We start from the raw sequence: 23166 nt of genomic DNA on the forward strand, positions 1-23166 counted from the left end.
GCCACATATTCCTTGCCAAACCTGAGACCGGACCTTCACTCGACCTTCGGATCGATATTGCCCACCCCCGAGAGCGATTTCAGAGTTCAAGTGGTGCCCCCGTGTGCTGCTCGATCTTCTTTTTGATAAACCCTTTGGCTGAAGCCTTGGCGAGATCGAGGGAAAGTCCGCCGGCCTCTTTAAGTGCGCCTTCGGTCTTTTGCCAGCTCTCGGGGTCTCGGACACTATCGATGAAGTCGTGACCCTCCGACGTAAAGCCACTGAAACCGATACCGTGCATAGCGCGGAAATTGGCTTCTTTGATAAACCGGGCGCCGCGGATAAGCGTGAGGTGATAGGCGATCGCATCGGTGTCGTAGCCAGGCACCGCAACTTCCGGCTCATCCGGTTTTACATGAAGGGTCACACGGGTGCGCAGGGGCACGGCCTCAAGCCTTAACATCAACTCTCGTATCAGATCCATGTCGCGACGCGTGCAGTGCCCTTTCTATATATAATAAAGGAGATCATCGCATATAATCATGGTCTTGGTGTCAATGGACGGCGGGTCTCGGGCTCATGTCCCTTCAAGGCGCGCATGGTACCAAAGAAATTCAAGCAGCTTCTTTGTTCGCAAGAAACATGGAGCCCAAAATCTAACGAGCGCGGTTTGCATCCCATAGGAGCATGATGGCCTCGACGGAGGAGCGGAGCTTTTTTGGATCAATCTGATCTCTCGCTTCCATGGCCATGCCGAGTAAAAACGTGTGGAAGGTTGTGGCCAACGCCTCGACGTTGACGGTTGTCGCCAACTCTGCGCCGGCAACACCGCGGCGAATACAATCTTCGATATCTTTGCGGTTTCTGGCTCGATCAGCAGCAAGAAGATCATCGATATGTTGGTTTTCCGAAGCGCAATTGTTGGCGCCGAGGATCATCAGGCAGCCGGGCGGGTGGCTCTGATCAGTCTGCATCTCAGCAGACCGTATCAGGGCAAGTCTTATCGCTTCCCGGGGAGGCAACGTCTCATCTTTCAGGGTCGCTGTAACTTGGCCGTAAGTGGACTGGTACCGTTCGACGACCTCTCGAAACAAACCCTCTTTTGAACCGAACGCCGCATAGAAGCTGGCGGAGGAAAGGTTTCCCATACTCGTCTTGAGCTGCGCAAGCGACGTTGGTTCGTACCCATGTTCCCAAAACAACGCTAATGCGGCGTCGAGTGCCTTGTCTCTATCGAATTCTCTCGGACGTCCTGTTCGAACCATCAAAGTCTCCTTGTCTTTTTATAGACTATTCGATCCATAAGTTGTTGCCAAGGGATAGATGTTTGCGATATATGGATCGATCGATCCATATATATAAAGAGGTTCCCAATGGCCGCGAAGGCTACAACCGAAACTGAACGATTGCCGGTCGCGGCCCTGCTGGCCCTTGCTATGACAGGCTTTGTTTGTATCGTCACAGAGGCTTTACCCGCCGGCCTTTTGCCTCAGATCAGTGAGGGCCTGGGTGTATCGGAGTCGCTTGCGGGGCAGACCATAACAGCCTATGCCATCGGCTCTCTGGTCGCTGCTATTCCGCTAACGATAGCTACGAGTGGCTGGCGCCGACGCAACGTTCTCCTCCTGACAATCATCGGCTTTCTGATCTTCAACACCATCACAGCGCTCTCAACGAATTATTGCCTGACAATGGTGGCACGGTTCTTTGCCGGCGTTGCCGCAGGTTTGGCGTGGAGCCTGCTTGCAGGCTATGCGCGTCGCATGGTCTCGCCAGACCGTCAAGGCAAGGCCATGGCGATTGCGATGGTGGGAGTTCCTGTTGCACTTTCGTTAGGTGTGCCGCTTGGAACATGGCTCGGAACACTCACCGACTGGCGCACCGCTTTCGCAATCATGTCACTCCTGACGCTCATACTAATCGTCTGGGTTGTCGCTAAGGTCCCTGACTATCCTGGTCAGTTACGAGGCGAAGGGCTCTCGCTTGCAAGTGTATTCACCACAACTGGGGTCCGTCCGGTGTTGAGCGTTGTCATCGCATGGATGCTCGCTCACAACATTCTCTATACGTACGTGGCACCCTTCGTCGTGCAAGCGGGACTGTCAGATCGCGTTGACCTTGTACTGCTTGCATTCGGCGTGGCTGCATTAATGGGTATCTGGATTGCTGGCAAACTCGTAGACCGCTATCTGCGAAAGGCGGTCCTCACGAGCCTGCTCGCCTTTGCTGCTACATCAATCGCATTCGGAGTATGGGTAGATTCTCCAGTGGTTCTTTTCATAGGTGTCGTGATATGGGGCGTCACTTTTGGAGGGGCCGCGACACTCCTTCAAACTGCGTTGGCTGACACCGCCGGTGACGGAGCGGACGTAGCATTGTCAATGAATGTTGTTGCTTGGAACGGAGCGATCGCAGGAGGCGGAGTGATCGGCGGCCTGCTTCTCGATACATGGGGTGCTTCGTCGCTTCCATGGGCACTGACCGCATTCCTGACTGTCGGATTTTTCACCGCATGGTCAGCCAAGTATCGCGGCTTCACACCGGGCCCTCGGCTCTCGACTGGGCAGGTCATCGGCCACTGACACAAAGGAGCCACCGACCCTCGGCGCGCTATAGCGCCGTCGGCGTACTCGCCTTACAGCTGATAAACTTCTTTTTAAGAGCCAGGATTGAGATCTCCGCTTCTACCACGGGGCGGTGGTGTAATTTGGTTCAATGCGAATGCTGTATCGCTTTTTGTGAAACGCAGCGCCTGTTTCTAGGAGGGGACCAAGTCTTTGGCGAGTTCACTCAACACGCCTCTGAGCCACCTGTGTGCGGGATCGTGGCGATATCTCACATGCCAGGCCATTTCGACCGGGAATGTTCCGAGATCGACAGGCGCTTCAATGATCTTCAGACGAGGGTCACGCTCGAGGCTGCGGCAGATCAGCCGTGGAAGCGTAGCACAGTAGTCGGTCACAGCGACCATCTCGGGAACTGCGAGGAAATGCGTCACGGAAACGGCGACCTCACGTTTGAGGTTTTGTTGCCCGAGGGCTTGGAAAACACCAGCCTTAATGCGACCCGGCGGAAGGACGTTAACGTGCTTAAAGCTCTCATAGCGTTCTCGGGTTAGTCTATCACCAACGTCCGGATGGTCACGGCGCACAATGCAGGCAAGCCCATCGTCCATCAGATGCTGGACGACGAGGTTGTCCGGCGGCTCGATGACCCGTCCCAGCACCATGGCGGTCGTCCCTGAGATGACGCCGGTCTCGGCCAGATCGTTGCCGTATGGGGTCATGCGAAGCTTGATCCCTGGAGCATGTTCCCGCAGCCTCGCTACAAGCGCCGGCATCAGGACCAATTCTACGTAACTGTTCGGCGCGATCAGGAACAACCGCTCCGCACTTGCCGGATCGAAACCCTGCTGATGGACGACAAGATTGTCGATCTGTGCCAGGGCTGCCTCGAGGGTTGGCACGATCTCTTCGGCAAGCTGTGTTGGCCTTATTCCGTACCGTTCCCGGATAAACAGTGGATCTTTCAGCATGTCACGCAGCCGGTTGAGCGAATTCGACAGCGCGGGCTGTGTGATGCCGAGACGGCTGGCGGCACGCGTAACGCTTCGCTCTTCCATGAGGGCCAGGAACACGGGGAGAAGGTTCAGATCGTATTTCATCTAGATATAATGCCGTGTGAATATCTAAAATCCAATAAGTAAATTTCTAAAATATCTCTGCAGATGACATGATCACTTCATCGAAAGGCCAGCAGCGCTGATCGACAAGGCAGGCCGATTTGGCCGCGACCATCAAAGGATAAGACGATGAAAGTTCTCATGGTACTGACTTCGCACGACACGCTCGGCGACACCGGACGCAAGACCGGTTTCTGGCTTGAGGAGTTGGCCGCTCCCTATTACGTCTTCAAGGATGCTGGCGCCGAGATCACGCTCGCCTCGCCAAAAGGCGGCCAGCCACCGCTTGATCCGAAGAGTGACGAGCCGATGTTTCAGACGGAACTGACAGCCCGCTTCAAGGCAGACGTTGATGCGAACGCGCAGCTCGCCCATACGGTGCGCCTCGACAGCGTCGACCAGAAGGACTTCGACACGGTTTTCTATCCAGGCGGTCACGGCCCGATGTGGGATCTGGCTGAAGACACGAATTCCATCGCGTTAATCGAATCCTTCATCACTGCCGGCAAGACCATAGCTCTGGTTTGCCATGCTCCTGGTGTACTGCGCCATGTCAAGAATGCCGATGGTTCGCCGTTCGCTCAGGGACGCTACCTCACAGGTTTCACCAACACTGAAGAAGAAGGCGTTGGTCTGACCAAGGTGGTCCCTTTCCTGGTCGAGGACGTACTCATCGCCCAAGGTGCGGTGTTTTCCAAGGTGAAGGACTGGGGCGTCCACACAGTCGTGGATGGCCAACTCATCACCGGGCAGAACCCTGGGTCTTCCGGTGAGGCTGCCGAAGCACTACTCACCGCCTTGAGCCAGACGCGGATCAGGGCATCGTAATCATTCAGCATTGTGGACGGCCGCCAACAAACGGCGGTCGCCACCGAAAATGTATAGTGAAATGACCTGCCTAAAACAAACGCTTTCGGCTTCACATCACCGACAGATGATTGAAACATCAATATCCAAAGGCAACGCGTTGAATGTTCCATGCTCGACCGCAGTCATCGGCACTGACGGGTTACTGCTTTCCTTCGAGCGTCGGGACGATGCGATATCCGGATCGGTTGAACTGGCAATCAAAAAGGCCTTCGCCGCGCAGATTTCCGTGCAGCAGCGGAAAACGTCCTTCCCGGACGGTGGTGATGTGAGTTCGCGGCGTCGCTTATACCGATGATCCGTCATCAGGATGCAGCATAGATTGGATCACTTCATCTACAGGTACCCATCATGGGAGGGCTGAGTGCCGATCCGGGAGAGAAGCGCGGGTCGCGAAAAGACATGAAATGCTACACGAGCAGGATAGGATAGGGACTGCGCCCTTTGTTAAGAGGCGCGCTCGGCTGGAAAGCGTCAGAAGCGGTCGTTGCGTGAAACCGCGTTTCTGCTTACCATGCGCGATGGTTCGAGCATCGAGAGGGGAGCCACGATTACCGGGATCAGATTAGCCGCCTTCGAACTCCTGCGATCTCGTGAGGAGATTATAGCTGGTCGCGATACTATGCTTCAATGGTATCTGCCTTTCGGTCAGGCGAATCTGGCCAGGCATCTGATGGAGCTGCGAAATACCCATCCAACATAAAGAAGGATGGACTTCGCATGGTTTCACGCCATTCCACCATTCTGCCGAAGATGTCGAGTTGAAGATTTCAAATCTGCTTTCGGGCGAAACTGGCGTCTGGCTTCAGATGGTTTCGAAGAAGCAGCCAAACGGATTGATGAAGCCATCAAAGATCTGGAAAAGACGAAAGAGGCACTTCACAAGTCAGCTAATAATCTTCGACTCGTATATGACAAGGCTGAGGATCTGACGGTCAAGTGCCTCACGCGTGGTAATCCGACAATGGCTGCGAAATTTAACGAGCTTAAGCCCGGAACCTCTGATGCGGATTGATGCGTGAGGCAGCCCCAAAGCTTTAAACTCGACAGGCACTGACAATTTTGCTTTGATCCGGTTGGGGATTGGGGAATTGTCAGTGTCGAAAACTAAAAACTGGATCATTGGCGCTGCAGCCATTTTTATCATTGTGAAGGTGTTTGGCGACGACACGCCAAGGCCGGCGTCGCCGCCTGTTCCTGTTTCTCCTTCCAGTGAATCACAAAAGCCCGTGGCTTCACAACAACAGGAAGCGGCTTTTGGCTTTTTGCAGACAACATCCCATCGAAACTCAGATGAGCGAGCAAAGGCGACCAATCAAAATCCTTTTGTTGGGACGTGGCTTTATGCGATTAGCCGTGTGAACATGCGGGTTGAGCCATCGACTTCGGCTCAGATTATTACGACAATGAGCCGGGGTGCGACTGTGAAGGTTCTGAATTACAGAAGCGGCTGGTTCAGTGTCTCCTACGCCAATCATGTGGGCTGGGTTTCAGAAAAATACTTATCTCAGAAGCAACTTGCCACCGAAACAAGAACCGCGCGCGCTCCAATGACCAATGCGCCAACGCCACCGGCGCGCGGTGTTCTCGTAAGGCGGTCCGGGCAACCTGTCCGCTCTGCTTATGTTGGGACCTGTGACTGCCCGTATGATCTGATGCGTAATGGTCGTCTGTGTGGTGGACGAAGCGCGTATAGTCGTCCTGGTGGCCGCAGTCCGATTTGTTATCATTAAAAGACAGACGTAAGTGAGGGATGGGAAGGACGAATGGCCAACACCCCACACAGCTTCCGTGAAGCACTGAAGTTTAGATTATACTGAAGTGGACGAGTTCAGCATGCATTGGTTCTATACAATCGAGAGCATAATTTCTGCCACGCTGCTGATGCTTGTCATTGCTGTTTGGGTAATGCCAAGACGATGATACTGGTATTGTTATGCATGGCTGGCGCAAGTGACGTTCGATCCGCAGGAAGCTTTGTGCCATCCAGCCTTTCGTTGATTTACCTTCCAACGAAATTAGATTTAGCAGCAAATGGATCATTTCTCACTAAGCGCATAGAAACTCTCAGAAACCCTGGAACGCGATATTGCATTTGATCTAAACTACAGCGCGCCCGTTCAGTTTGCCGATTTGACTGTCGGAGTGAAGAATTACGAAGAATTCAGGCTGATAGATAAATTCCGACAATATGCAGCATACTTCAAGGCGAGGGACTAAACTGCTGGTGGCGTGAGAAGTCTCCGAGAATCTTGACTGACACTCAAGCCTCGAACGCTCTCGATTTTTATGTGGAAATTACAAATACGAGTGATTGCGAGAAGCGCATCAATACGAGCTTGTCTTGACGAACCGTGATGGTTCATAGATAATCTAAGTGAACCAAGGAGAGTTGCATCATGACTGCTGCGTTCACAGTTCGTGTTCAGGATGACATCGTCAGAAAACTTGATAAAATTGCTGCGCTGTCTGATAGATCACGTGCATATCTGGCTGCACAAGCCATTGAAGACTATGTGGCTCGGGAAGAGTGGCAATTGGCGGAGATTCATGCAGGGCTGGCTGAAGCTGATCGCCAAGAATTCGCCACTGCGGAAGAGCTAGGCAACGTAATAGAAAAGTACGTAAAAACCGGCCGCAGCGCATGAGTGCTTCGACGTTACGCTGGACGCGCCGCGCCATTCGTCGACTCGACCAGATAGGTAACTATGTCGCAAAAGACAATCCCGATGCTGCTGCTCAAATTGTAACGCGGATTGTGTTGGCCGTCGATAATATAGCAAGTTATCCTTCAATGGGACGGGTGGGGCGTATAAAAGGCACTCGCGAATATCCATTGGGAGACATTCCGTATATTATCGTATACCGGCTACAGTCCGGGGTAGTGGAAATTATTACTGTTTTCCATGGCGCTCAGAAATGGCCATTGCAGTTGGACTAATACGTAAAGAACATGCATTGCACTGAAGCGCTGTGCAGGCCGCTAAGGATACTATTAAGGTTGTCGGCGGGAATTGATGCATAGTGACTTATTCGGTCACGGCCGATCTTAATAGATCTCGGGATGCGAGGATGTCTTGGCGCGCATAGCTTAATGCCTATCCTCATTTTCTTGACTGGCAATCTGCAAACTCGGCCCGGTATACTGCTGGAAACAAGACACGCATGTCCTCGACTTCGAATCAAAAGCAAAAGCAAAAGCAACCCTACAAATTTGTCCCGTTAACTATCGAGGCTTGAAATTCGTGCGCACCCAAGGGTCTGATCAGATCTTGCGTTCCTTGTGGGCTGTCTGACATGGGGTGGTTAGCTGCCATTAGTATTCCTGGATGAGAACGACGGCAATGCTGGCAAAGCGGTCATTGCCTCAAAGACAGAATGCCGGCTCCCACGATAAGGGTTATACCGAGCGTCGAGGTTACATCTGGCACCTCGGCAAAGAAAATCATTCCCCAGATTACGGCGAACCCCACATACGCAAAATCGAAAGTTCCGATCACGGATGGCGGTCCATTCTGATAGGCGACAGCTGCCCCGATGCTGCCGATAAGTAGAGCTGCTGTCAGTAGTCCAATCGAAATCCATTCGGCCTGCCCCATCGCAGCCCACGGTGCCAACAAAAAGCCATGCCGCGCGGCATCTGGCAGTAGATTGCCCCCCCCCGGCGGCTAGTGCGCCGACTATAACAAAGCAAATATTCAGCGCGAGCGCCAGGACAATAGGGTGCTGTTTCCGACATCTGGTGCGCGTGAGGATCATGGCTCCGGCGTAAAGCATGGCAGCCACAATCGGGAGGATTGTATATTCGTTGAAATCCCCCGCACTGGGCCGAAAGATCAGCAGGACACCCAGAAACCCCGCAAACACGGCAATCCAGCCAAGCCCGGAAATTCGTTCGCCAATAAAAATGGCTGAGAACAGTGTTATGAAGATGGGAAGCGTGTAGTAGGATGCTGCTGCGACCGAAAGTGTCAGCCTCGGAAGCGCAAGATAATAGCAGATCCACATTCCAACCAGCATCAGGCTACGCAGTAACACCCAACCGAGAACATCCTGGAACTGAAGCCTTTCAGGCGATGTGGCAATGAGGAGCAGAAGCAGGACTGGAATCGCGAGCAGCGAACGGATCACGAAAATCTGCCAGATGACAAAGCTGCCGCTTGTTATTTTAATCAGCGCATCGCCTAAAGAAAGCGCAAGCACGGTCAGGATGATCACGCTGACCGCCAGGCAAATGTGATCGGCGGGTTCGCCCCGCGAGCTGGCTTTCGACATGACGGACACCCTCTGACAGATTCGTATGGAACCTTAGGAGAACATCTTGGGGTAAGCAATAAACGGAATCTCGAAGCAGTCATTTCGGCGCTGGGAGTGAGCGACCGACATGGGGTCGGAAGCGGTCGTTAAAGTCGCGTAGGATTTACGATTGGCCGCGCTCATCAGCCGTTCAAAGTATACTGATCGGAGATTAGTCCCGCGGTTGCTGCACACTATGTCACGCATTCCTGACTCTACGTCACAATTTTTCCGGACAGCGCATATAACGGATCAGTTCATGCCACCAAATCTACCCCTTTCTCAGATCCGCCAGTTCATGCCCGCTTAAAAGGAACCGATGTTTCTGACCGGTAATCAGCACACCGGGCAGAAACGAGGGAAAGTGGGGCGTAACATTCCAAGGCAAAAAACGCCGCAGCTTGGCGCTCACAGAAATCTTCTATAGACTGTGTAATTCATATGCATTACAATCAAGCTTTAACTTGGAGAAACTTTTGGCTTCTAACGCACTCGTTCAAACCCGCATTGATGCCGAAGTTAGAGATCGTGCCGCCGCGGTGCTTGAAAGTATGGGTCTTACGGTGTCGGACGTAGTTCGTATCTTACTCACCCGGACCGCGAACGAAGGGGCATTACCGCTCGAACTTATATCAGGCAGCGAAGCGCACGATGCTTGGTTTCGCAGCAAAGTTCTTGAAGCGCTTAACGACACGCGACCCGACATCTCGGATGATGAAGTCACGGTTCATTTCGAAAAACGACGCGCAGCAGCGCGCCTTAAAGCAGTGGCGCTCAAGTCGTGAAGCTCACCTGGTCCGCATTGCGTTATCAGATCGAAACGCTATCTTCACATTTATTGAGGCGGATAACCCCTCATCTGCAATCATGGTCGACGAACGGATAGTCGCGTCTGCTCGTCGCCTAATTGATTTTCTGACGAGTGGTCGGGTTGGCAGAATTGCTGGGACGCGGGAACTGGTGATAAACGGTACCCCATACGTCGCAGCTTATGCTGTAACGCAATCGGCGGTTCGTATCCTCCGCGTACTCCATGGTGCACGGGAATGGCCAGACATTATTTCTACCAGTTAGGCGTTGAATGCCAATTTGGAGAACGATGGCGGATATTGCTCCTGAGGAGGAGTCGTCGCCAAGAATCTTGACTTCGATCAGAAACAGGATCTTGGCCACCAAATTTGCCCCGTTTACCTATGCCGATAGAAAATGCAATCGGAGCCACCGAAAGGCTCTGCTAAACAGAACCGAGCTGCGTTCGTGGATGGGATCGGAATCTCATGCAGGCCTGTCTAATGGCACGCCAGAAGAATAGCACGGTGCGCGTGGTGCGTAATGGCGGCGTCAGCTTGTCAACAGATGATCGCACCGCCAAGGTCGCCCGGTGAGGGGAGGTGGGAATTTCCGACGGCGAATGGGGCAGCTGCTTCCCTGGCTGGAGTCCTCACGGCCCTTGCCGGATCCGGGAACCACTAATGGAATTTGTTGTTCGTCGCTCGATCAAGCCAAAGTCCCCACGCAAAGGCACGCGGTGCGGGATGGCTTCGTTAGTATTGATGCGGTGTTATTTCCCGCGCATCAAAGCTAGACTGACGGCGTTTAAAGTTTAGGGAGGAATACCGGTGCCGAAACTTCTTGCTGTGTACACGATGAAGCCTGAAGACCTCGCATCCTTTCGACGGTTGCCAAAAGCCGAACTGGATGCGGTCGATGCGAAAGATTAGTCCAATGGGCGGCATGGTGGGGAAGACAACGCGAGTAACGAGGCAGTGCATAGCGGAGCCAAAAATCCGTTTTGCGGTTATCTGGTGGTGGAAGCCGAAGCCACTGATGCTGCGGCACATTTAGGAGCTTGTCCTTGAACCATTCCTGCAACCACGACCAATCATCGGCAACGAAATCGCGAAGCTACATTCTTTCATAATGCCCTCGAGAGGCGACATTGTCAGTGCGTCTCGCAATGGGGTGGAGAGGGGCCTAACCGCTTCAGGCTGACAACCCGCACGAAGCCGGCAGCCTTGAGATCGAGGCCGTCAACGAACCTCGATGAAGCGGACCGGGATATCCGGTCCCATATAATCATCGGCGGCTTCCGGCAGAAGCAGTAATTGCGAGCGGTCTGTTGCAGAAAGATGTGTCATAGTAATGTATAGCAACAGCCGCTATCTTCACGAATCCACAATGAGTTTTCAGACCGGGAACCGCATGGGACATTTTAAGCTTGTTTATCAGAGCTATCCGCTCGACCTTCCAGTTGAAGAGCCACGTATCACCTTGCGGGCCTCAAGTGGATCTTGGCATGGTCAGGAGCTGGATGACTACGTGGTGCTGGATTTAGAAGTGAAATCTCCGAAATTCTTCTTCGATCCCAACAATGACCCCGAGGATGACGTCTCCCAGTGGTTGAACCCGGGTCTGGATACACAGTGGCTCAAAATACCTTTGAGGCGTTTCGAGAACCGTGACTATCGCAGCCTCCAGGAAATCCGGGCCGACTTCCAGGGAGAAGGAACTCGAAACGCTTTGACGAGTGAAGATTGGTGGGAAGCCCCAGGTCTTATCACCACCTACAGCGATGAGTTTTTCGCTCGTGCGGAAATTTCCATCCGCCACGATGGTGGTGGCATGTTTTCGATTCAGCTTTCAGGCACCACCCAGTTCGCAACTGCCTTTGACATAGCCTTTAGTGCTCCCCTGACCGTCAAGCTGATCGGATATCGCAACTCGTCGACCAAAGATGATCTTTTAGGCTGGTTCAACAGCTTTCTCAGAAAAGACGACTTCATTTTCACGTCGCTGCAGCGAGGTGAAGACCTCTATCTCAATGGTGCGGTGAAGTTATAGCCGCGCCAATCGCGCTGAATGCTTCGAGAATGATTAAGCAGATCCATAGATCATGTGAAGATCGAAACCGGATTGTCAGGCCCTCGGAGTTTTGAGACGGTCTTGGGGAGTCTTGCGGTAAACGCTGTCAAAGAGGTATGGTGCAATATAGTGGATACGCTGTTTGATGACGCGCTCGATGAGAAGCGCCTTCTGCGCCCTGCATTCCTTCTGGCGCGCAGGCTCGAATCTCGGGTGTTCCCTGATGTTCTCGACAGGGCTGCGTTTCTTGCCCTGGCAAGGATTGCTGGAATCCCCGGAGGGTACGTCTTGATCCATCATGCCGAGTTCGGCAAGCAGCCGGAGAAAACCATCAGCATTGATCCGGTTTGCGCATGGGACAGTCTTTTTCAAGTTTTCCATGAGGACGTCATTCTGGAGTTCTCCCCAAGCCCGCTATCTGTTTGGTTGCCCGCTGGCGAGCGCTTTCACGTCGTGTTCGGGAGCAAAAATATGATCGCCCAAATCGACAAAATGTGGGATCAGACCGACTCGTTTTCCTTATTCGTTGACGCGTCGCGCTTGACCAAGAAAGGCAAGCAATTTCTGCTCGAAGCCTATGAGCGATACACGATCTGATGTTGCCCGTTCCAGCGTGCATTGGGTCATTCACGCCGATAACCGCCTGCGTTCGAGCAGCGCCAGTGCCGCCAGATCAAGGGAGCGGAAGATGAGAGCAGCGTACCGATTGCGGGCAACTTTTCCGGCGGCTATACTGTCGATAGGGCTGGCCATCAATGTTGCATCGGCAGAATCTGACAACGATCAGGCCCGCGACTGGATCATCAACGGGACTGAGTTGGTCAAGGCGATCGAAGGAAAGTTCGATGATGGCGCTCTGCAGAGTGAGGCTGGTCGTATAACGTCGGGCGCTCGTGGTAGTGCTTATATAGCTGGGGTGGCTGATGCTACCAGCGGGACAGGCTGGTGTGGGGCCGGATCGGTTCTCCCCCATGAGCTTACAGATGCCGTATACATGCATCTTCGAAGCATCACGACGGAGCGTCTTAAAAGGAGAGCATCTACATTGGTGATTGAGGCGCTGGCTGCTATTTATCCCTGCCCTGCGAATTAAAGAGGCGTTTTCGAGTTATGCTATTATTGGAATTCTTGATTTTTTCAGCCGCGTTTGTGGCGGTCATTCTTCTGGCGGCTCACCAAATTGTCGCGCAGATCAAGGAGTACCGATTTTATAAGAGTAACGGCGGTGATTTTTCCGTCGATAGCGGCGCGGACAATCTGAAGCTTGATGAGCGGGTTTACATCAATGCTCTCGGCCTCACGAATTGGCAGCGTTTCTATCTATTTCGTCCGTTTTACATCGTGCTGCTTATAGTGTTCGCCGGCATAATGATCTTCTCTTTATTCTGACTAAAATGATAATAGTCACGCTCGTGACAGCCGTCTTTCAGCATTCGCGAAAGTCCTGCAGACCTCCAAAACGAGGCTTCGGAAAATTTGAGTAGAGGGTAATACTAAGGCGCCGTCTATTCGCTTGCCACCCTCAGTGCGAACATGACTATGCGGATTTTCGGTATCAGATTCTACCTTGCCGAAATCATCTCGAGTTTTTGGACCGCCTGCCTGACACAAGTGGCAGAAATGATTCAAGATGACAGAGACCTACTTGGTCCGCTTTGGTTGTCTCGTCTCCTGTTTTCGAAGCATTGTCACGTAGTTTAAAGCGGTCGTTCTGCTTATCATGCAATTGACATCTGAGAAGCAGTGACGAGTGGTGCGGTGACTTTTACGTTGGTGAGTCGAAAATCAATGGACGCCATGGAATTGTTACGGCTATGACGATGAACCTGATTTACGCTTCAGCGTTTGCGGCAGTGTTTGAGCTTGCGCCACAGCTCCTTAATGACTAGATCGTCATAGATGCGAACAACTACTACCCGGATCGGGATGGCAGGATTGATGTGCTTGACCGACGTGAAACGACAACGTCGCAAATGATCGCAAGTCATTTCCGAGGCGCTGGGATCATCAAGGTGTTCAACGCCATTCTGGCGAAAGACCTTCTCGATCCTGTCGCACTTCCAGACGGAGCCAAGCGAGCCTTGCCGATTGCGGGTGACGATGCAGCCGCCAAGGCGATTGCGACCGCCCTACAAGCCGACTTCGGGTTCGATACCGCGGATATCGGTCCCCTTGCCAATAGCTGGCGTTTTGAGCGGGCCAAGCCCGCTTACTGTATCCCACTCGATAAGGATCGCTTGATCTCGGCAATCGCTGCGGCCGAACGGGACAAGGAACTTCCGGAAGGGTCGTGGAGGCGATAGCCCCACCAGGGGCGGCTTAGTGAATGAACCGCCCTGTAATGTGCGTATATCAAGTTTTATGGACTCTACACCGCTTCCGACGCTGACCTTCGCGGCGGAGATTTCAGGTACACTTAATGTCCGCTTCGCGCCTTCATTTCTGGCGTCAATTGAAGTTCGAGCGTATCCACCAAGCAGACGTAGATTAGGCACTCGAAATTCGCCTCTCATGCTCTTATTCGACCTGAGTGTCGATCCAATCGCGGGTCTGCTCAAGAACCTCATCAGACAATTCGGGGTCATCGACCGCTCTCGCGAGGATGACGGCTCCGATCATTGCCGCCCAGCTTCCGATCGCTGCCCGGCGCTTGTCGACCGCGCCGTCGTCCGGAAGTGCTTGCTCGATACGAGCAATCTGTGTCCGCAGACCTTCGGTCATGGCGCCTTTCGCTGCGGGCGTCTGGTGACGAATGGCAGCGGCCAAGCCCGCCGTCGGGCATCCATTGCCGGGATTATCCCGATGGCGAGGCGCTAGATAAGACCGGATGAAATCGCTGAACTCGCCATTGCCGACGCTGTCTGCTGCAAGCGCGTGCGCCAGACTCTGCGCAACCAGGTCGTCCTTCGATGTGAAGTGTCCATAGAAGCCGCCATGGGTCAGGCCCGCTGCCTTCATGACCTCTGCAACGCTCACCGCATCGAACCCCTTGTCCTTAAACAACCGGCTGGCGACGTCCAGGATCCGGCGACGGTTCTCTGCCATCTGTTCTCGGCTGACCTTCATTTTCAAAATTCTCCGCAACACCCGTTGACATTTACATGATGACCATCATATTTAAATATATTCATGATGAGCGTCATGTATATAAGATCAATGACAGAAAAGAGCAATCCGATGAGCCAAGATTCCGCAGTCCTCATTACCGGCGCCTCCACGGGCATCGGCGCCACCTATGCCGAACGGTTCGCGCGCCGCGGCCATGATCTCGTACTGGTCGCCCGAGACGCGGTGCGCATGGAAGCGCTTGCGGGCCGCCTGCGCCAGGAAACGGGAGTCACGGTAGATATCCTCCAAGCCGATCTCACCCAGGCGACTGATCTTGCCAAGGTCGAGACGAGGCTGCGCGACGATGCGCGCATCGGCGTCCTAGTCAACAATGCCGGAACGGCGATCGGCGGAAGCTTCGTCGACCAGAATGTCGATGACATGACCAAGCTCGTTGCGCTCAATGCGACCGCACTCGTCCGACTTTCCAGCGCTATTGCTCCCCGTCTTGCCAAGGCAGGCGAGGGCGCGATCATCAATATCGGTTCGGTCGTCGGTCTAGCGCCAGAGTTCGGCATGACCGTCTACGGTGCGACGAAGGCTTTCGTGCTCTTCCTGTCGCAGGGGCTGGCACATGAACTCGGGCCTAAGGGCGTGTACATCCAGGCCGTACTTCCCGCCACGACCCGCACCGAGATCTGGGATCATGTCGGCGCAGACGTGAACGCCATGAGCAATGTCATGGAAGTGGGCGATCTGGTGGATGCCGCCCTGGTCGGCTTCGACAGTCGCGAGCCGGTCACCATCCCGCCGCTGCACGACGGCGGACAGTGGGACGCTTTCGATGGAGCCCGCAAAGCGATGCTCGGAAACCTTGTCAACGCGCTTCCCGCCGAACGCTATCGCACTCCCGCCTGAGCATCTCCAGTCAGCAAGCCCCCACTGCAGAAGAAACATCAAAGGTACATCATGACCCGCAGCCCTCTTTTCGAACCCGCCGCCCTCGGCAACATCCCCTTTCAAACCGGGTCGTCATTGCGCCGCTCACACGCAACGGTGCAGGCGCGGGCTTCGTGCCCGGTACCCTGACCCCCGAGTATTATGCCCAGCGCGCCTCGGCTGGCCTGATCATTACCGAAGCAACCCAAATTTCTCAGCAGTGGCAGGGCTATCAGGACACGCCGGGATCTACACGCAGGCGCAGAGATGCGCGCCGAAGGGCAGCAACTGAGGGAGATCTCCTAGCTGAGCGACGCTGGCCCCATTCGTCCGATCGTGTACAAGGTGTATCCCTTTGCGCAGACGCCAGAAGCCTTGGGTTATGTCGAGACCGGGCGGGCCAAGAGCAAGGTTGTTGTTGCCGTTTCGCAATGACCGTCTCGCCAGCAGTAGTTCAATTCCACTAAAGCATGATATCCGCTTCCATGACTCTTGCGAGATGAGCGGACATTCTCCTTCCGGCCCCTTTGCTGCCGTTTAGGGCGAGGGGGCTTTCTTGACTCATACCCTAGTTCGGAAACCTGACATTAGATTTCCCTCGGACCCCCGGAGCATTTACCGCTTCGATCAGGTCTGCCGTAAGCCGATGATGATTGCCTCTGGTGACATATTTGTGTGGACGACCATTTGGTCGCACACAGTGCTCGGCGCTATGCAGAACCCGACGATGTAGTTTATCTAAATCGCCATTGCCTCCGGGATAACGAAAACTTACTCAACCCTCGGGCCTGAGACGCCCTTTTGACCGCGCATCATAGCACTGCGATAATATCACCGTCCTCTTCTGTGATCCCGAATAATCCGAAGCTGAATTTATATGTCATTTCGATTTCTACGGTTTTCGCGCTGCCTGCACTGAAAACGAATTTAGAGTTACACGGCGCGGGCCAAAGGCCCAGGAACCGCTTGCCGGCCCAGGCCCAGCTGACCACTGCTGCTATTATGACGGCTGTTTGCGGTTCATCTGATTACTAAGTATGATAAAATATGCGTAAAGAGAGCTTAGTCATGTCCTCAGTGGAACGTTTAACCATTACACTGCCCACAGAAATGGCAACCACAGTGCGCGATGCCGTTGCCGGCGGCGAATACGCCTCCACAAGCGAAGTTATCCGCGAGGCATTGCGCGACTGGGTGCGTGCGCACGACACCGAACGTCGGGATCTTGAAACCTTGCGGGAAGCTATTCGGGCAGGGCTGGAGAGCGGTCCTGCTATTCCCGCTGAAGAAGTCTTTGCAGCCCTGCGCGCCCGCTACACCAAGGCCTGACAATGACGCTCTTCATTCGTCCAGCCGCACAGGCGGACCTTATCGAGATCGGCGATTACATCGCGATAGACAACCCGGATCGGGCGCTATCCTTTTTCGCGGAATTCGAAGCGCTCATCTTTAGCGCCATTGCCGCGCGCCATCATCGCTATCTTGCCTTCTTCACGCACAATGAGAACGCATCGAAGTGCTGCGCATCCTGCACGGTGCGCGTGACCTTCAGTCCTTTCTGAACTGAACCGGGAAGAAGGCATTCGCGAAAGTCGCCCATCGCTTTATCACCGCCATCGCTTCCCGCCTGAGATTATCGCTGACCGGTTTCCGCACAGTTTTCGTATGGTCGAGACAGGCTGGCACATGAGGCATCATCCTTACCCACAAGACGGTGCGCGAATGGACTGAGAAGTTCGGACGAGATTACGCTAATGCAATCCGTCGCCGCACACCGCATTCTTGACTGGCAATCAGATCAACCAGGCTTCTTCGCTATCAATTTAGAATCCTGACTTGATTTCAGGAATCGGTAGCCAAGCAGCACGATCTTAGACGTGGGTTCTGGTGCCGATGCCTACATAATCGAGATCCTGAATGATCTTGCGGATGATCCGGCTTACGGCGATCACCTTTGTGTCCTCGACGCCGGTTCTGGAAGCGATGAAAAGGCGACCGTTCTCTACGGGCGGATCGGTTGCGACCATGCGCATTCCGCCGTCCTTCACATATCGCTCCGCCATGCGAACAGGGAGTATCGCCGCGCCCAATCCTCCGGCGACAAGTTCTGCGATCACGGCAACGCTGGTACAAATGCTAACTTGTGCGGGAAACAGCGCCTCGGTGGCGAACCATCCGGCCACCTGTCGATACATCGCGGAAGGTGCGGGATTGGTGACGACAGGGCGCAACCATAAATCCTTTGGCGTCACCGGCTGAGACATATGCCACGCCGAAGGAATGACCCATGTGGTGGGTTGCACGCCCAGCGGTTGCAGGGTCATCTTCTCATGCCCTGTCGGGTTGAGAATAACGGCCAGATCAAGCCTGTCTTCCAAAATTGCAGCTTCCAGACCGGTGCTGATGGATATGCTCCATTCCGGTATGAGTTGCGGATGTTCCCGCCGCAACGTATCCAGTAGCAGGGGAAGGCAATTGACCGCGAAACCTTCCGCCAGACCCACGCGCACAGGCCCTATAAGAGGCAATGCAGTGTTTTTCTGCCGGATTTCTGCAATTTCACCCATGATAGCGGAGATATGGGGAAGCAAGCTCTTGCCGTCGGGGGTTACCGTCAGCCCATTGGCGCTCCGCTCGAATAGCTCTGTCCGTAAAGCGTCGCGTAACTCCTTCAACCGTAACGAAGCCGTTGGCTGCGCAATGTTCAGGTGATTGGCTGCCTTCTGAACGGAACCAAGCTGTGAAACCCAATAGAATGTTTCCAGCTGAGAGAATGTCAGTCGCGTCATTTAAAATCCTGATATTGGTCCCTCAGATATTCAGATTTGATCAGTTATGGCAATAGTTGCTATCGAACTGCTTCTGTCTCAGGAGGAGATCATCAATGACAACTGAAAACGCGGTCATTAGAAAAGCGGCGTGGCGAATCCTGCCCATAATCATGATATGTTACTTTGCGGCGTTCCTGGATCGGGTGAATATCGGGTTCGCTTCGCTGACCATGAATCAGGATCTGGGGTTCACGGCAGCCCAGTTTGGCTTCGGCGCTGGTATATTTTTTCTCGGCTACATCGTATTTGAACTGCCGAGTAATCTGGTTCTCGCGAAAGTTGGGGCGCGGCGCTGGATTGCCAGAATTCTGATAACCTGGGGAATACTTTCCGCCGCAACTGCCTTCGTCTGGAACCCGACGAGTTTCTATGTCGTCCGCGTTCTGTTGGGTGCTGCAGAAGCCGGGTTCTTTCCGGGCATCATCTTTTTCATGACGCTCTGGTTCCCGGCAGAATATCGCGCGCGCATGTTCGCGACATTCAATATTGCGGTGCCTTTTTCCTCCGTCATCGGTGCGCCGCTGTCGGGCTTTATTCTCGAATATATGAATGGCGTTGCAGGCCTCAGCGGCTGGCAGTGGATGTTCGTCATCGAGGCGATGCCTGCCATCGTGATGGGCTTCGTGGTTTTCTTCTGGCTTCCGGATTCACCTGAAAAAGCCACTTTCCTGTCACCTGACGAGAAGAAAATACTGAGTTCCCGCATCGCCAAAGAGCGCGAGGCACGCGAAGCGACCGAGAAATTCACTATTGGCAAAGCCCTTCGCGATTCGCGTGTTCTTCTCATGTGCCTTATCGCAGTGGGTCTGGTCATGGGAACAACCGGTATTGCGATCTGGATGCCGCAATTCGTCAAATCATTCGGTCTGAGCAATCTGCAAACGAGCTTCGTCGTCGCTATCCCGTCGATTTTTATGGCTGCAGCCATGATTCTTGTCGGTCGCAGTGCTGACCGTACCGGCGAACGCGTGTGGCATGCAGCCGGGCCATTCATCGTCAGTGCTTTCGGCTTTGCGCTGGCCGCTTTTGCTACATCGCCCGTGGTCAACCTCATCGGTCTTACCATCGGCGCGGCGGGTATCGGTGGAGCATCGCCGAATATCTGGATTTTCCCCTCGACCTTGCTGACCGGAGGTGCAGCCGCCGCCGGGATCGCATTGATCAATTCGGTAGGGAGCACCGGTGGCTTCTTTGGTCCGACAATCATTGGCTGGGTCAGGGATACAACGGGCGGCTTCCAAGGCTCACTGCTGTTCCTTGCATTTGCGATGCTCGTGACCGCAGGCACTATTCTGATCCTCGGCAAGTCCATGCGTGAAATGCTGCACGCGTCGAAAGCTCAACACGGTACGAGAGAAAAAGCGTGAAAATCAACGAAATTCGACTTTACCATCTGAGTGCACCCCTCGCTGAACCGATCGGTAATGCCAAGGTGTTCTTCGACCGGCGAGAAACGCTGCTTGTAGAAGTGGTAGCAGGCTCGGATAGTGGCTGGGGCGAAACCTGGGCATTGCCAACCGCAGTCGCAAGTCTGATCGAAGTCAATCTGGCCCCGTATGTACTTGGACAGGATGCGCAGCACTATCGTCGTATCTGGCAGGATATGTGCCGGGCATTCGAAACGAGGAGCGGTGTCGCCATGATGGCGATATCGGCTCTCGATATGGCAATTCACGACCTTGCTGCCAAGCAGCAAGGTATTCCTCTCCATGTTTTGTTGGGTGGCGCGCGCCGGGATCGGGTGCCGACTTACGCGAGCGGGCCTTTCTTTAAGCCCGGCGGGCACCCTTATCGGGATTTCGAGCGTGATGTGGAAAGCTACCTCGCCGATGGCTTCAAGTCGATTAAACTGCGGAGCGGCTATCGTCCTGCAGACGACGCGAGTGCAGCCCTGACTGTTCGAAAAATGATCGGCGGCGACGGCGACTTGATGATTGATTTCAACCAGTCAATCACTGTCCGCAATGCGATTTCGACATTTGAACAGCTTGCTGAGGCTCAACCGCTCTGGATTGAGGAGCCGACAGCGCCAGTTGATCTTACGGGGTACAAGCAGGCTGCGGCGCATCTCAAATGTGCTATCGCGGGCGGAGAAACTTTTGCTTCGGCACGAGATTTTATGCCCTTCTTGGCGGAAGGCGTAATGGATATCTTGCAGCCGGATATTGCCATTTGTGGTGGTTTGAGTGGTGTCGCGCAGGTCGCAGTTCTGGCGGACGTTTATGGTCGTCCGCTTATACCTCACGTTTGGGGTAGCATCGTGAATTTCCAGGCAGCCTTGCATCTGACCGCGACACTCCCGGCCTACCGAGGAGGCAGAACTGCGTTTCCGTTCATGGAATACGATGTCGGTCCAAATCCTCTTCTGGATTTGGTGGGGCGTCCATGCGTCGGGGCTGATGGCACGTTGCCAGTGCCCAGTACGCCTGGTCTGGGTATAGACATTTCCCAAGATCTAATCGCGCCATATATTGTTCGAAGCTGTCGGGTTACCTAGAGCAAATTGAATAGAGTTGTTATCCGGACAATATGGGGTGCTCATCTGGTGATAAGCATCCCAATTGGCAATGGTCAATCCAGCTATCGCATAGTGACAGCCGGAATGGAAAAGAGACCATATTCGATCGAGAAATTATCAAACGTCGAACCTAATCAATGCCGCAAGTCTGGAATTAAGCCTTAGTCGCACTTTGTGTTCCAACAAATAAGTTACTATATTTACTGGCGAAATTCTTGCCGTTTTTCATCACGAAGTAAGTCGAAAAGAGTCTCGTTATATCAGTTGTAGGATCGCCTTCCACAGCGATGATATCGGCTAATTTTCCAGTCTCCAGCGTTCCGGTGTCGATATTTGTGCCCAATACTTCTGAGGCAATGGCAGTGCCAACGTAAATCGCTTGCCTTTCCGTCATTCCACATTCGGCAGCCAGCACGAATTCCATCGCAGCTTCACAAAGAGGATGTGTGGGGCAACCTATAAATCCGTACCAAGCGCAAATCGTACACCGCTCTGCACGCCAAGTTGAAAATCACGGAGCATATATTCCCATGCGTGGATACCCCCGGTAATGCAAGGATTATTTTGGGATTGCTCGAACGTGAGATCGGTTACGGTCATGTGTCAGGCCTCCGCTGAAGCGGCCATTCATGCCGCGGGCCGGTATGGCGATGCGAAGGTCAGGTCCATATCAGTGGCGCAAGCGCGAAGCACTTTTGGAATGCCTGGTTTACCTGATCTCGATCTTGCCGATCTGTTTGCCCATACTTTCCAGCGCCCTCCTCACATAATCGGAGATTTACGTTTCGATATTAAGCCGAAACATGCTCTCCCCGATATCCTTCGCCTTTTGTCATCATCGCCCAGATCGCTCGTGCGGTCTTATTTGCCAAGGCGATAGTGATGAGCAATCGTGGTTTACGTTGCTGCATTTTCTGAAGCCATGAGCCTTCAGGGGCTCCGTTCTTGATGGCCCATCGAATGCGGGTCATAGCTCCAATGTTCAGTAGTCGCCGGATGTCACGTTGCCCCATTTTCGAAGTGCGGCCAAGCTTCTGTTTGCCGCCAGTCGATTTCTACAAAGGTACAAGGCCAAGCCACGCTGCAAAATCGCGGCCACGGCGAAAGCTGTTCATATCAGGCACGAAAGCTTTGATAGCCATGGCGCGACAGGGCCAATGCTTGGTGCAGTTTGAAGCCGTAGCGCCTTTGGGTCACGCTTTGCTTCTTCCTTCGTCTGTCGCCCGACAACAGCAATCTTCGTATTGTAGCTTTCGAGCTGATTGATAAGTAGACGCCCGAGCTCTACAACCAGCAAAGGCAATGAGGTATCGGGATCCTCTATCTCGCGTTCAAGCCTGCGCACAAAAGTAAGGCCCGCAGGTACAACAATCCCGTATTCCATCGAGTGTCGCGCAAAGCATTGACGATCTGGTTCCTTTGACGAACCAGAAGATCTCGTGTCTTAAAGACCATTGCCCTTGACTGCTGTTCAGCAGACTTAACCGGAACGAACCGCATCCTTGGCCGGATAGCGGCTTCACTAATGGCTTCCGCTTCAGCGGCATCATTCTTGTGTCGTTTAACAAAGGGCTTAACGTAGATAGGTGGAATGAGCCTGACGTCATGGCCAAGGGCACCAATCTTGCGCTCCCAATAATGCGCGGAGGCACAAGCCTCCATCGCTACTACTGTCGGCGACTGGCCTGAAAAAAACACTCAACTGATCCCTCGTCAGTTTTTTCCGAAACAAGGGTTTGCCAGTGGTATCTGCTCCATGCAGTTGGAATACAGACTTAGCGAGATCAATATCAATTATTGCGGCGCTTTCCATGAACACGTCTCCTGTGCCAGATTAGCCCCGCGCCCGCAGTATGCCTTATCTGCCTACGATCGGGGAAGGGGTATCCAAACCATCAGTGGCGTTCGTAAACGGCTCTCTCCCAATCGGGATAATGGAATTTTTCATAGGTCTGCCAATGGAAGTGAATCTGCGACAATGTCGTCACCACGGTCTTTCGCTCATCCATCAGTCGCTGCCGCGTTTCAGGCGTAATACCATAGCCGTGTTCGATGATGTCGACACCGCCATCCAATGCCAGCTTTACCGCGCTTTCAACAATAGCGTGTTTCATTAATCAAGAAAATAAAGCGTACTTGTAAGG

24 protein-coding genes and 8 pseudogenes are annotated in these 23166 nt (G+C 53.6%); 22 read left to right on the forward strand and 10 right to left on the reverse strand.

The window, feature by feature from the left end; genetic code table 11:
* Positions 1-79: 79 nt before the first annotated feature.
* Positions 80-442, reverse strand: coding sequence for a DUF2513 domain-containing protein (locus tag KMS41_19335; protein ID QWK80750.1), 363 nt, complete (start codon positions 440-442; stop codon positions 80-82).
* A gap of 193 nt (positions 443-635) precedes the next feature.
* Positions 636-1244 (reverse strand): TetR/AcrR family transcriptional regulator, encoded by a 609-nt coding sequence (locus KMS41_19340; GenBank protein QWK80751.1) that lies wholly within the window; start codon positions 1242-1244, stop codon positions 636-638.
* Positions 1245-1352: 108 nt separating this feature from the next.
* On the opposite strand from KMS41_19340, the gene KMS41_19345 reads away from it, so the two are divergent.
* On the forward strand, positions 1353-2561 hold the full coding sequence (locus KMS41_19345) for an MFS transporter (protein QWK80752.1): 1209 nt from the start codon (positions 1353-1355) through the stop codon (positions 2559-2561).
* A 176-nt stretch (positions 2562-2737) separates the two neighbouring features.
* Here the strand turns inward: KMS41_19345 and KMS41_19350 are convergent, their stop codons facing one another.
* Complete coding sequence (locus tag KMS41_19350) at positions 2738-3643, reverse strand: LysR family transcriptional regulator (GenBank protein QWK80753.1); 906 nt, start codon at positions 3641-3643, stop codon at positions 2738-2740.
* A gap of 147 nt (positions 3644-3790) precedes the next feature.
* Here KMS41_19350 and KMS41_19355 point away from each other — a divergent pair, with 147 nt between their 5' ends.
* The 6 genes and pseudogenes from KMS41_19355 to KMS41_19380 all read left to right on the forward strand — a co-directional run bounded on the left by KMS41_19355 (position 3791) and on the right by KMS41_19380 (position 7469).
* On the forward strand, positions 3791-4489 hold the full coding sequence (locus KMS41_19355; GenBank protein ID QWK80754.1) for a type 1 glutamine amidotransferase domain-containing protein: 699 nt from the start codon (positions 3791-3793) through the stop codon (positions 4487-4489).
* A 61-nt stretch (positions 4490-4550) separates the two neighbouring features.
* Positions 4551-4826, forward strand: a complete 276-nt coding sequence (locus tag KMS41_19360) for a heme-binding protein (protein ID QWK80755.1) — start codon at positions 4551-4553, stop codon at positions 4824-4826.
* Between the two features lie 459 nt (positions 4827-5285).
* Positions 5286-5543 (forward strand): annotated as a pseudogene (locus tag KMS41_19365) (DUF2130 domain-containing protein).
* A 349-nt stretch (positions 5544-5892) separates the two neighbouring features.
* A complete protein-coding gene (locus KMS41_19370; protein ID QWK81121.1) occupies positions 5893-6261 on the forward strand; it encodes an SH3 domain-containing protein in 369 nt (122 codons plus the stop codon).
* A 666-nt stretch (positions 6262-6927) separates the two neighbouring features.
* Positions 6928-7176: a CopG family ribbon-helix-helix protein gene (locus KMS41_19375; GenBank protein ID QWK80756.1), complete on the forward strand. Its 249-nt coding sequence runs from the start codon at positions 6928-6930 to the stop codon at positions 7174-7176.
* Positions 7173-7469 (forward strand): type II toxin-antitoxin system RelE/ParE family toxin, encoded by a 297-nt coding sequence (locus KMS41_19380; GenBank protein ID QWK80757.1) that lies wholly within the window; start codon positions 7173-7175, stop codon positions 7467-7469. Before KMS41_19375 ends, KMS41_19380 begins: the two co-directional genes overlap by 4 nt.
* A 418-nt stretch (positions 7470-7887) precedes the next feature.
* On the opposite strand, the pseudogene KMS41_19385 reads toward KMS41_19380, so the two are convergent.
* Positions 7888-8803: pseudogene (locus KMS41_19385) on the reverse strand (DMT family transporter).
* 497 nt (positions 8804-9300) lie between these two features.
* Between KMS41_19385 and KMS41_19390 the strand changes: the two are divergent.
* The 3 genes and pseudogenes from KMS41_19390 to KMS41_19400 all read left to right on the forward strand — a co-directional run bounded on the left by KMS41_19390 (position 9301) and on the right by KMS41_19400 (position 10683).
* On the forward strand, positions 9301-9609 hold the full coding sequence (locus tag KMS41_19390; GenBank protein ID QWK80758.1) for a type II toxin-antitoxin system RelB/DinJ family antitoxin: 309 nt from the start codon (positions 9301-9303) through the stop codon (positions 9607-9609).
* Positions 9539-9898 carry a type II toxin-antitoxin system RelE/ParE family toxin gene (locus tag KMS41_19395; protein ID QWK81122.1) on the forward strand — a complete coding sequence of 120 codons (360 nt, stop codon included), beginning with the start codon at positions 9539-9541 and terminating at the stop codon, positions 9896-9898. The genes KMS41_19390 and KMS41_19395 overlap by 71 nt, the downstream gene beginning before the upstream one ends.
* A gap of 545 nt (positions 9899-10443) precedes the next feature.
* Positions 10444-10683, forward strand: a pseudogene (locus tag KMS41_19400) (hypothetical protein).
* A 134-nt stretch (positions 10684-10817) separates the two neighbouring features.
* Here the strand turns inward: KMS41_19400 and KMS41_19405 are convergent.
* A pseudogene (locus tag KMS41_19405) lies at positions 10818-10962 on the reverse strand (IS1182 family transposase).
* Between the two features lie 64 nt (positions 10963-11026).
* Here KMS41_19405 and KMS41_19410 point away from each other — a divergent pair.
* The 5 genes from KMS41_19410 to KMS41_19430 all read left to right on the forward strand — a co-directional run bounded on the left by KMS41_19410 (position 11027) and on the right by KMS41_19430 (position 13989).
* Positions 11027-11665 carry a hypothetical protein gene (locus KMS41_19410; GenBank protein QWK81123.1) on the forward strand — a complete coding sequence of 213 codons (639 nt, stop codon included), beginning with the start codon at positions 11027-11029 and terminating at the stop codon, positions 11663-11665.
* 150 nt (positions 11666-11815) lie between these two features.
* Positions 11816-12283 (forward strand): hypothetical protein, encoded by a 468-nt coding sequence (locus tag KMS41_19415; GenBank protein QWK81124.1) that lies wholly within the window; start codon positions 11816-11818, stop codon positions 12281-12283.
* A gap of 91 nt (positions 12284-12374) precedes the next feature.
* Positions 12375-12779 carry a hypothetical protein gene (locus KMS41_19420; protein QWK80759.1) on the forward strand — a complete coding sequence of 135 codons (405 nt, stop codon included), beginning with the start codon at positions 12375-12377 and terminating at the stop codon, positions 12777-12779.
* Between the two features lie 17 nt (positions 12780-12796).
* A complete protein-coding gene (locus KMS41_19425) occupies positions 12797-13075 on the forward strand; it encodes a hypothetical protein (GenBank protein ID QWK80760.1) in 279 nt (92 codons plus the stop codon).
* Positions 13076-13626: 551 nt separating this feature from the next.
* Positions 13627-13989 carry a hypothetical protein gene (locus tag KMS41_19430; protein ID QWK80761.1) on the forward strand — a complete coding sequence of 121 codons (363 nt, stop codon included), beginning with the start codon at positions 13627-13629 and terminating at the stop codon, positions 13987-13989.
* 214 nt (positions 13990-14203) lie between these two features.
* On the opposite strand, the gene KMS41_19435 is transcribed toward KMS41_19430, so the two are convergent.
* On the reverse strand, positions 14204-14752 hold the full coding sequence (locus KMS41_19435; GenBank protein ID QWK80762.1) for a TetR/AcrR family transcriptional regulator: 549 nt from the start codon (positions 14750-14752) through the stop codon (positions 14204-14206).
* A gap of 111 nt (positions 14753-14863) precedes the next feature.
* Here KMS41_19435 and KMS41_19440 point away from each other — a divergent pair, with 111 nt between their 5' ends.
* The 5 genes and pseudogenes from KMS41_19440 to KMS41_19460 all read left to right on the forward strand — a co-directional run bounded on the left by KMS41_19440 (position 14864) and on the right by KMS41_19460 (position 17240).
* Positions 14864-15652 carry an SDR family oxidoreductase gene (locus KMS41_19440; protein QWK80763.1) on the forward strand — a complete coding sequence of 263 codons (789 nt, stop codon included), beginning with the start codon at positions 14864-14866 and terminating at the stop codon, positions 15650-15652.
* A 51-nt stretch (positions 15653-15703) separates the two neighbouring features.
* Positions 15704-15921 (forward strand): annotated as a pseudogene (locus KMS41_19445) (alkene reductase).
* Between the two features lie 19 nt (positions 15922-15940).
* Positions 15941-16108, forward strand: a pseudogene (locus KMS41_19450) (zinc-binding dehydrogenase).
* Positions 16109-16741: 633 nt separating this feature from the next.
* Positions 16742-17002 carry a type II toxin-antitoxin system ParD family antitoxin gene (locus KMS41_19455; protein ID QWK80764.1) on the forward strand — a complete coding sequence of 87 codons (261 nt, stop codon included), beginning with the start codon at positions 16742-16744 and terminating at the stop codon, positions 17000-17002.
* 2 nt (positions 17003-17004) lie between these two features.
* Positions 17005-17240 (forward strand): annotated as a pseudogene (locus KMS41_19460) (type II toxin-antitoxin system RelE/ParE family toxin).
* A gap of 304 nt (positions 17241-17544) precedes the next feature.
* Here KMS41_19460 and KMS41_19465 read toward each other — a convergent pair.
* The gene (locus KMS41_19465) at positions 17545-18462 is read right to left on the reverse strand and encodes a LysR family transcriptional regulator (GenBank protein QWK80765.1); all 918 of its coding nucleotides are present in this window, start codon (positions 18460-18462) and stop codon (positions 17545-17547) included.
* 95 nt (positions 18463-18557) lie between these two features.
* Here KMS41_19465 and KMS41_19470 point away from each other — a divergent pair, with 95 nt between their 5' ends.
* Positions 18558-19871, forward strand: coding sequence for an MFS transporter (locus KMS41_19470; protein QWK80766.1), 1314 nt, complete (start codon positions 18558-18560; stop codon positions 19869-19871).
* Positions 19868-21001 carry a mandelate racemase/muconate lactonizing enzyme family protein gene (locus KMS41_19475; GenBank protein ID QWK80767.1) on the forward strand — a complete coding sequence of 378 codons (1134 nt, stop codon included), beginning with the start codon at positions 19868-19870 and terminating at the stop codon, positions 20999-21001. The genes KMS41_19470 and KMS41_19475 overlap by 4 nt, the downstream gene beginning before the upstream one ends.
* 175 nt (positions 21002-21176) lie before the next feature.
* Here the strand turns inward: KMS41_19475 and KMS41_19480 are convergent, their stop codons facing one another.
* From KMS41_19480 to KMS41_19490, 3 genes and pseudogenes are all read right to left on the reverse strand, one after another.
* On the reverse strand, positions 21177-21446 hold the full coding sequence (locus KMS41_19480; protein QWK80768.1) for an amidohydrolase family protein: 270 nt from the start codon (positions 21444-21446) through the stop codon (positions 21177-21179).
* Between the two features lie 367 nt (positions 21447-21813).
* Positions 21814-22835, reverse strand: a pseudogene (locus tag KMS41_19485) (IS110 family transposase).
* Positions 22836-22917: 82 nt separating this feature from the next.
* Positions 22918-23136: a hypothetical protein gene (locus tag KMS41_19490; protein ID QWK80769.1), complete on the reverse strand. Its 219-nt coding sequence runs from the start codon at positions 23134-23136 to the stop codon at positions 22918-22920.
* Positions 23137-23166: the final 30 nt, after the last annotated feature.

This window comes from Ochrobactrum sp. BTU1, from assembly GCA_018798825.1.
In the GTDB taxonomy this organism is placed as follows: domain Bacteria; phylum Pseudomonadota; class Alphaproteobacteria; order Rhizobiales; family Rhizobiaceae; genus Brucella.

What these genes read in the sequence shown, in the direction of transcription:
- KMS41_19335 (QWK80750.1), bottom strand. Translation starts at nt 442, where the DNA reads ATGTTAAGGCTTGAGGCCGTGCCCCTGCGCACCCGTGTGACCCTTCAT.
- KMS41_19340 (QWK80751.1), bottom strand. Translation starts at nt 1,244, where the DNA reads ATGGTTCGAACAGGACGTCCGAGAGAATTCGATAGAGACAAGGCACTC.
- KMS41_19345 (QWK80752.1), top strand. Translation starts at nt 1,353, where the DNA reads ATGGCCGCGAAGGCTACAACCGAAACTGAACGATTGCCGGTCGCGGCC.
- KMS41_19350 (QWK80753.1), bottom strand. Translation starts at nt 3,643, where the DNA reads ATGAAATACGATCTGAACCTTCTCCCCGTGTTCCTGGCCCTCATGGAA.
- KMS41_19355 (QWK80754.1), top strand. Translation starts at nt 3,791, where the DNA reads ATGAAAGTTCTCATGGTACTGACTTCGCACGACACGCTCGGCGACACC.
- KMS41_19360 (QWK80755.1), top strand. Translation starts at nt 4,551, where the DNA reads ATGACCTGCCTAAAACAAACGCTTTCGGCTTCACATCACCGACAGATG.
- KMS41_19370 (QWK81121.1), top strand. Translation starts at nt 5,893, where the DNA reads ATGCGGGTTGAGCCATCGACTTCGGCTCAGATTATTACGACAATGAGC.
- KMS41_19375 (QWK80756.1), top strand. Translation starts at nt 6,928, where the DNA reads ATGACTGCTGCGTTCACAGTTCGTGTTCAGGATGACATCGTCAGAAAA.
- KMS41_19380 (QWK80757.1), top strand. Translation starts at nt 7,173, where the DNA reads ATGAGTGCTTCGACGTTACGCTGGACGCGCCGCGCCATTCGTCGACTC.
- KMS41_19395 (QWK81122.1), top strand. Translation starts at nt 9,539, where the DNA reads ATGAAGTCACGGTTCATTTCGAAAAACGACGCGCAGCAGCGCGCCTTA.
- KMS41_19410 (QWK81123.1), top strand. Translation starts at nt 11,027, where the DNA reads ATGGGACATTTTAAGCTTGTTTATCAGAGCTATCCGCTCGACCTTCCA.
- KMS41_19420 (QWK80759.1), top strand. Translation starts at nt 12,375, where the DNA reads ATGAGAGCAGCGTACCGATTGCGGGCAACTTTTCCGGCGGCTATACTG.
- KMS41_19425 (QWK80760.1), top strand. Translation starts at nt 12,797, where the DNA reads ATGCTATTATTGGAATTCTTGATTTTTTCAGCCGCGTTTGTGGCGGTC.
- KMS41_19435 (QWK80762.1), bottom strand. Translation starts at nt 14,752, where the DNA reads ATGAAGGTCAGCCGAGAACAGATGGCAGAGAACCGTCGCCGGATCCTG.
- KMS41_19440 (QWK80763.1), top strand. Translation starts at nt 14,864, where the DNA reads ATGAGCCAAGATTCCGCAGTCCTCATTACCGGCGCCTCCACGGGCATC.
- KMS41_19455 (QWK80764.1), top strand. Translation starts at nt 16,742, where the DNA reads ATGTCCTCAGTGGAACGTTTAACCATTACACTGCCCACAGAAATGGCA.
- KMS41_19465 (QWK80765.1), bottom strand. Translation starts at nt 18,462, where the DNA reads ATGACGCGACTGACATTCTCTCAGCTGGAAACATTCTATTGGGTTTCA.
- KMS41_19470 (QWK80766.1), top strand. Translation starts at nt 18,558, where the DNA reads ATGACAACTGAAAACGCGGTCATTAGAAAAGCGGCGTGGCGAATCCTG.
- KMS41_19480 (QWK80768.1), bottom strand. Translation starts at nt 21,446, where the DNA reads ATGGAATTCGTGCTGGCTGCCGAATGTGGAATGACGGAAAGGCAAGCG.
- KMS41_19490 (QWK80769.1), bottom strand. Translation starts at nt 23,136, where the DNA reads ATGAAACACGCTATTGTTGAAAGCGCGGTAAAGCTGGCATTGGATGGC.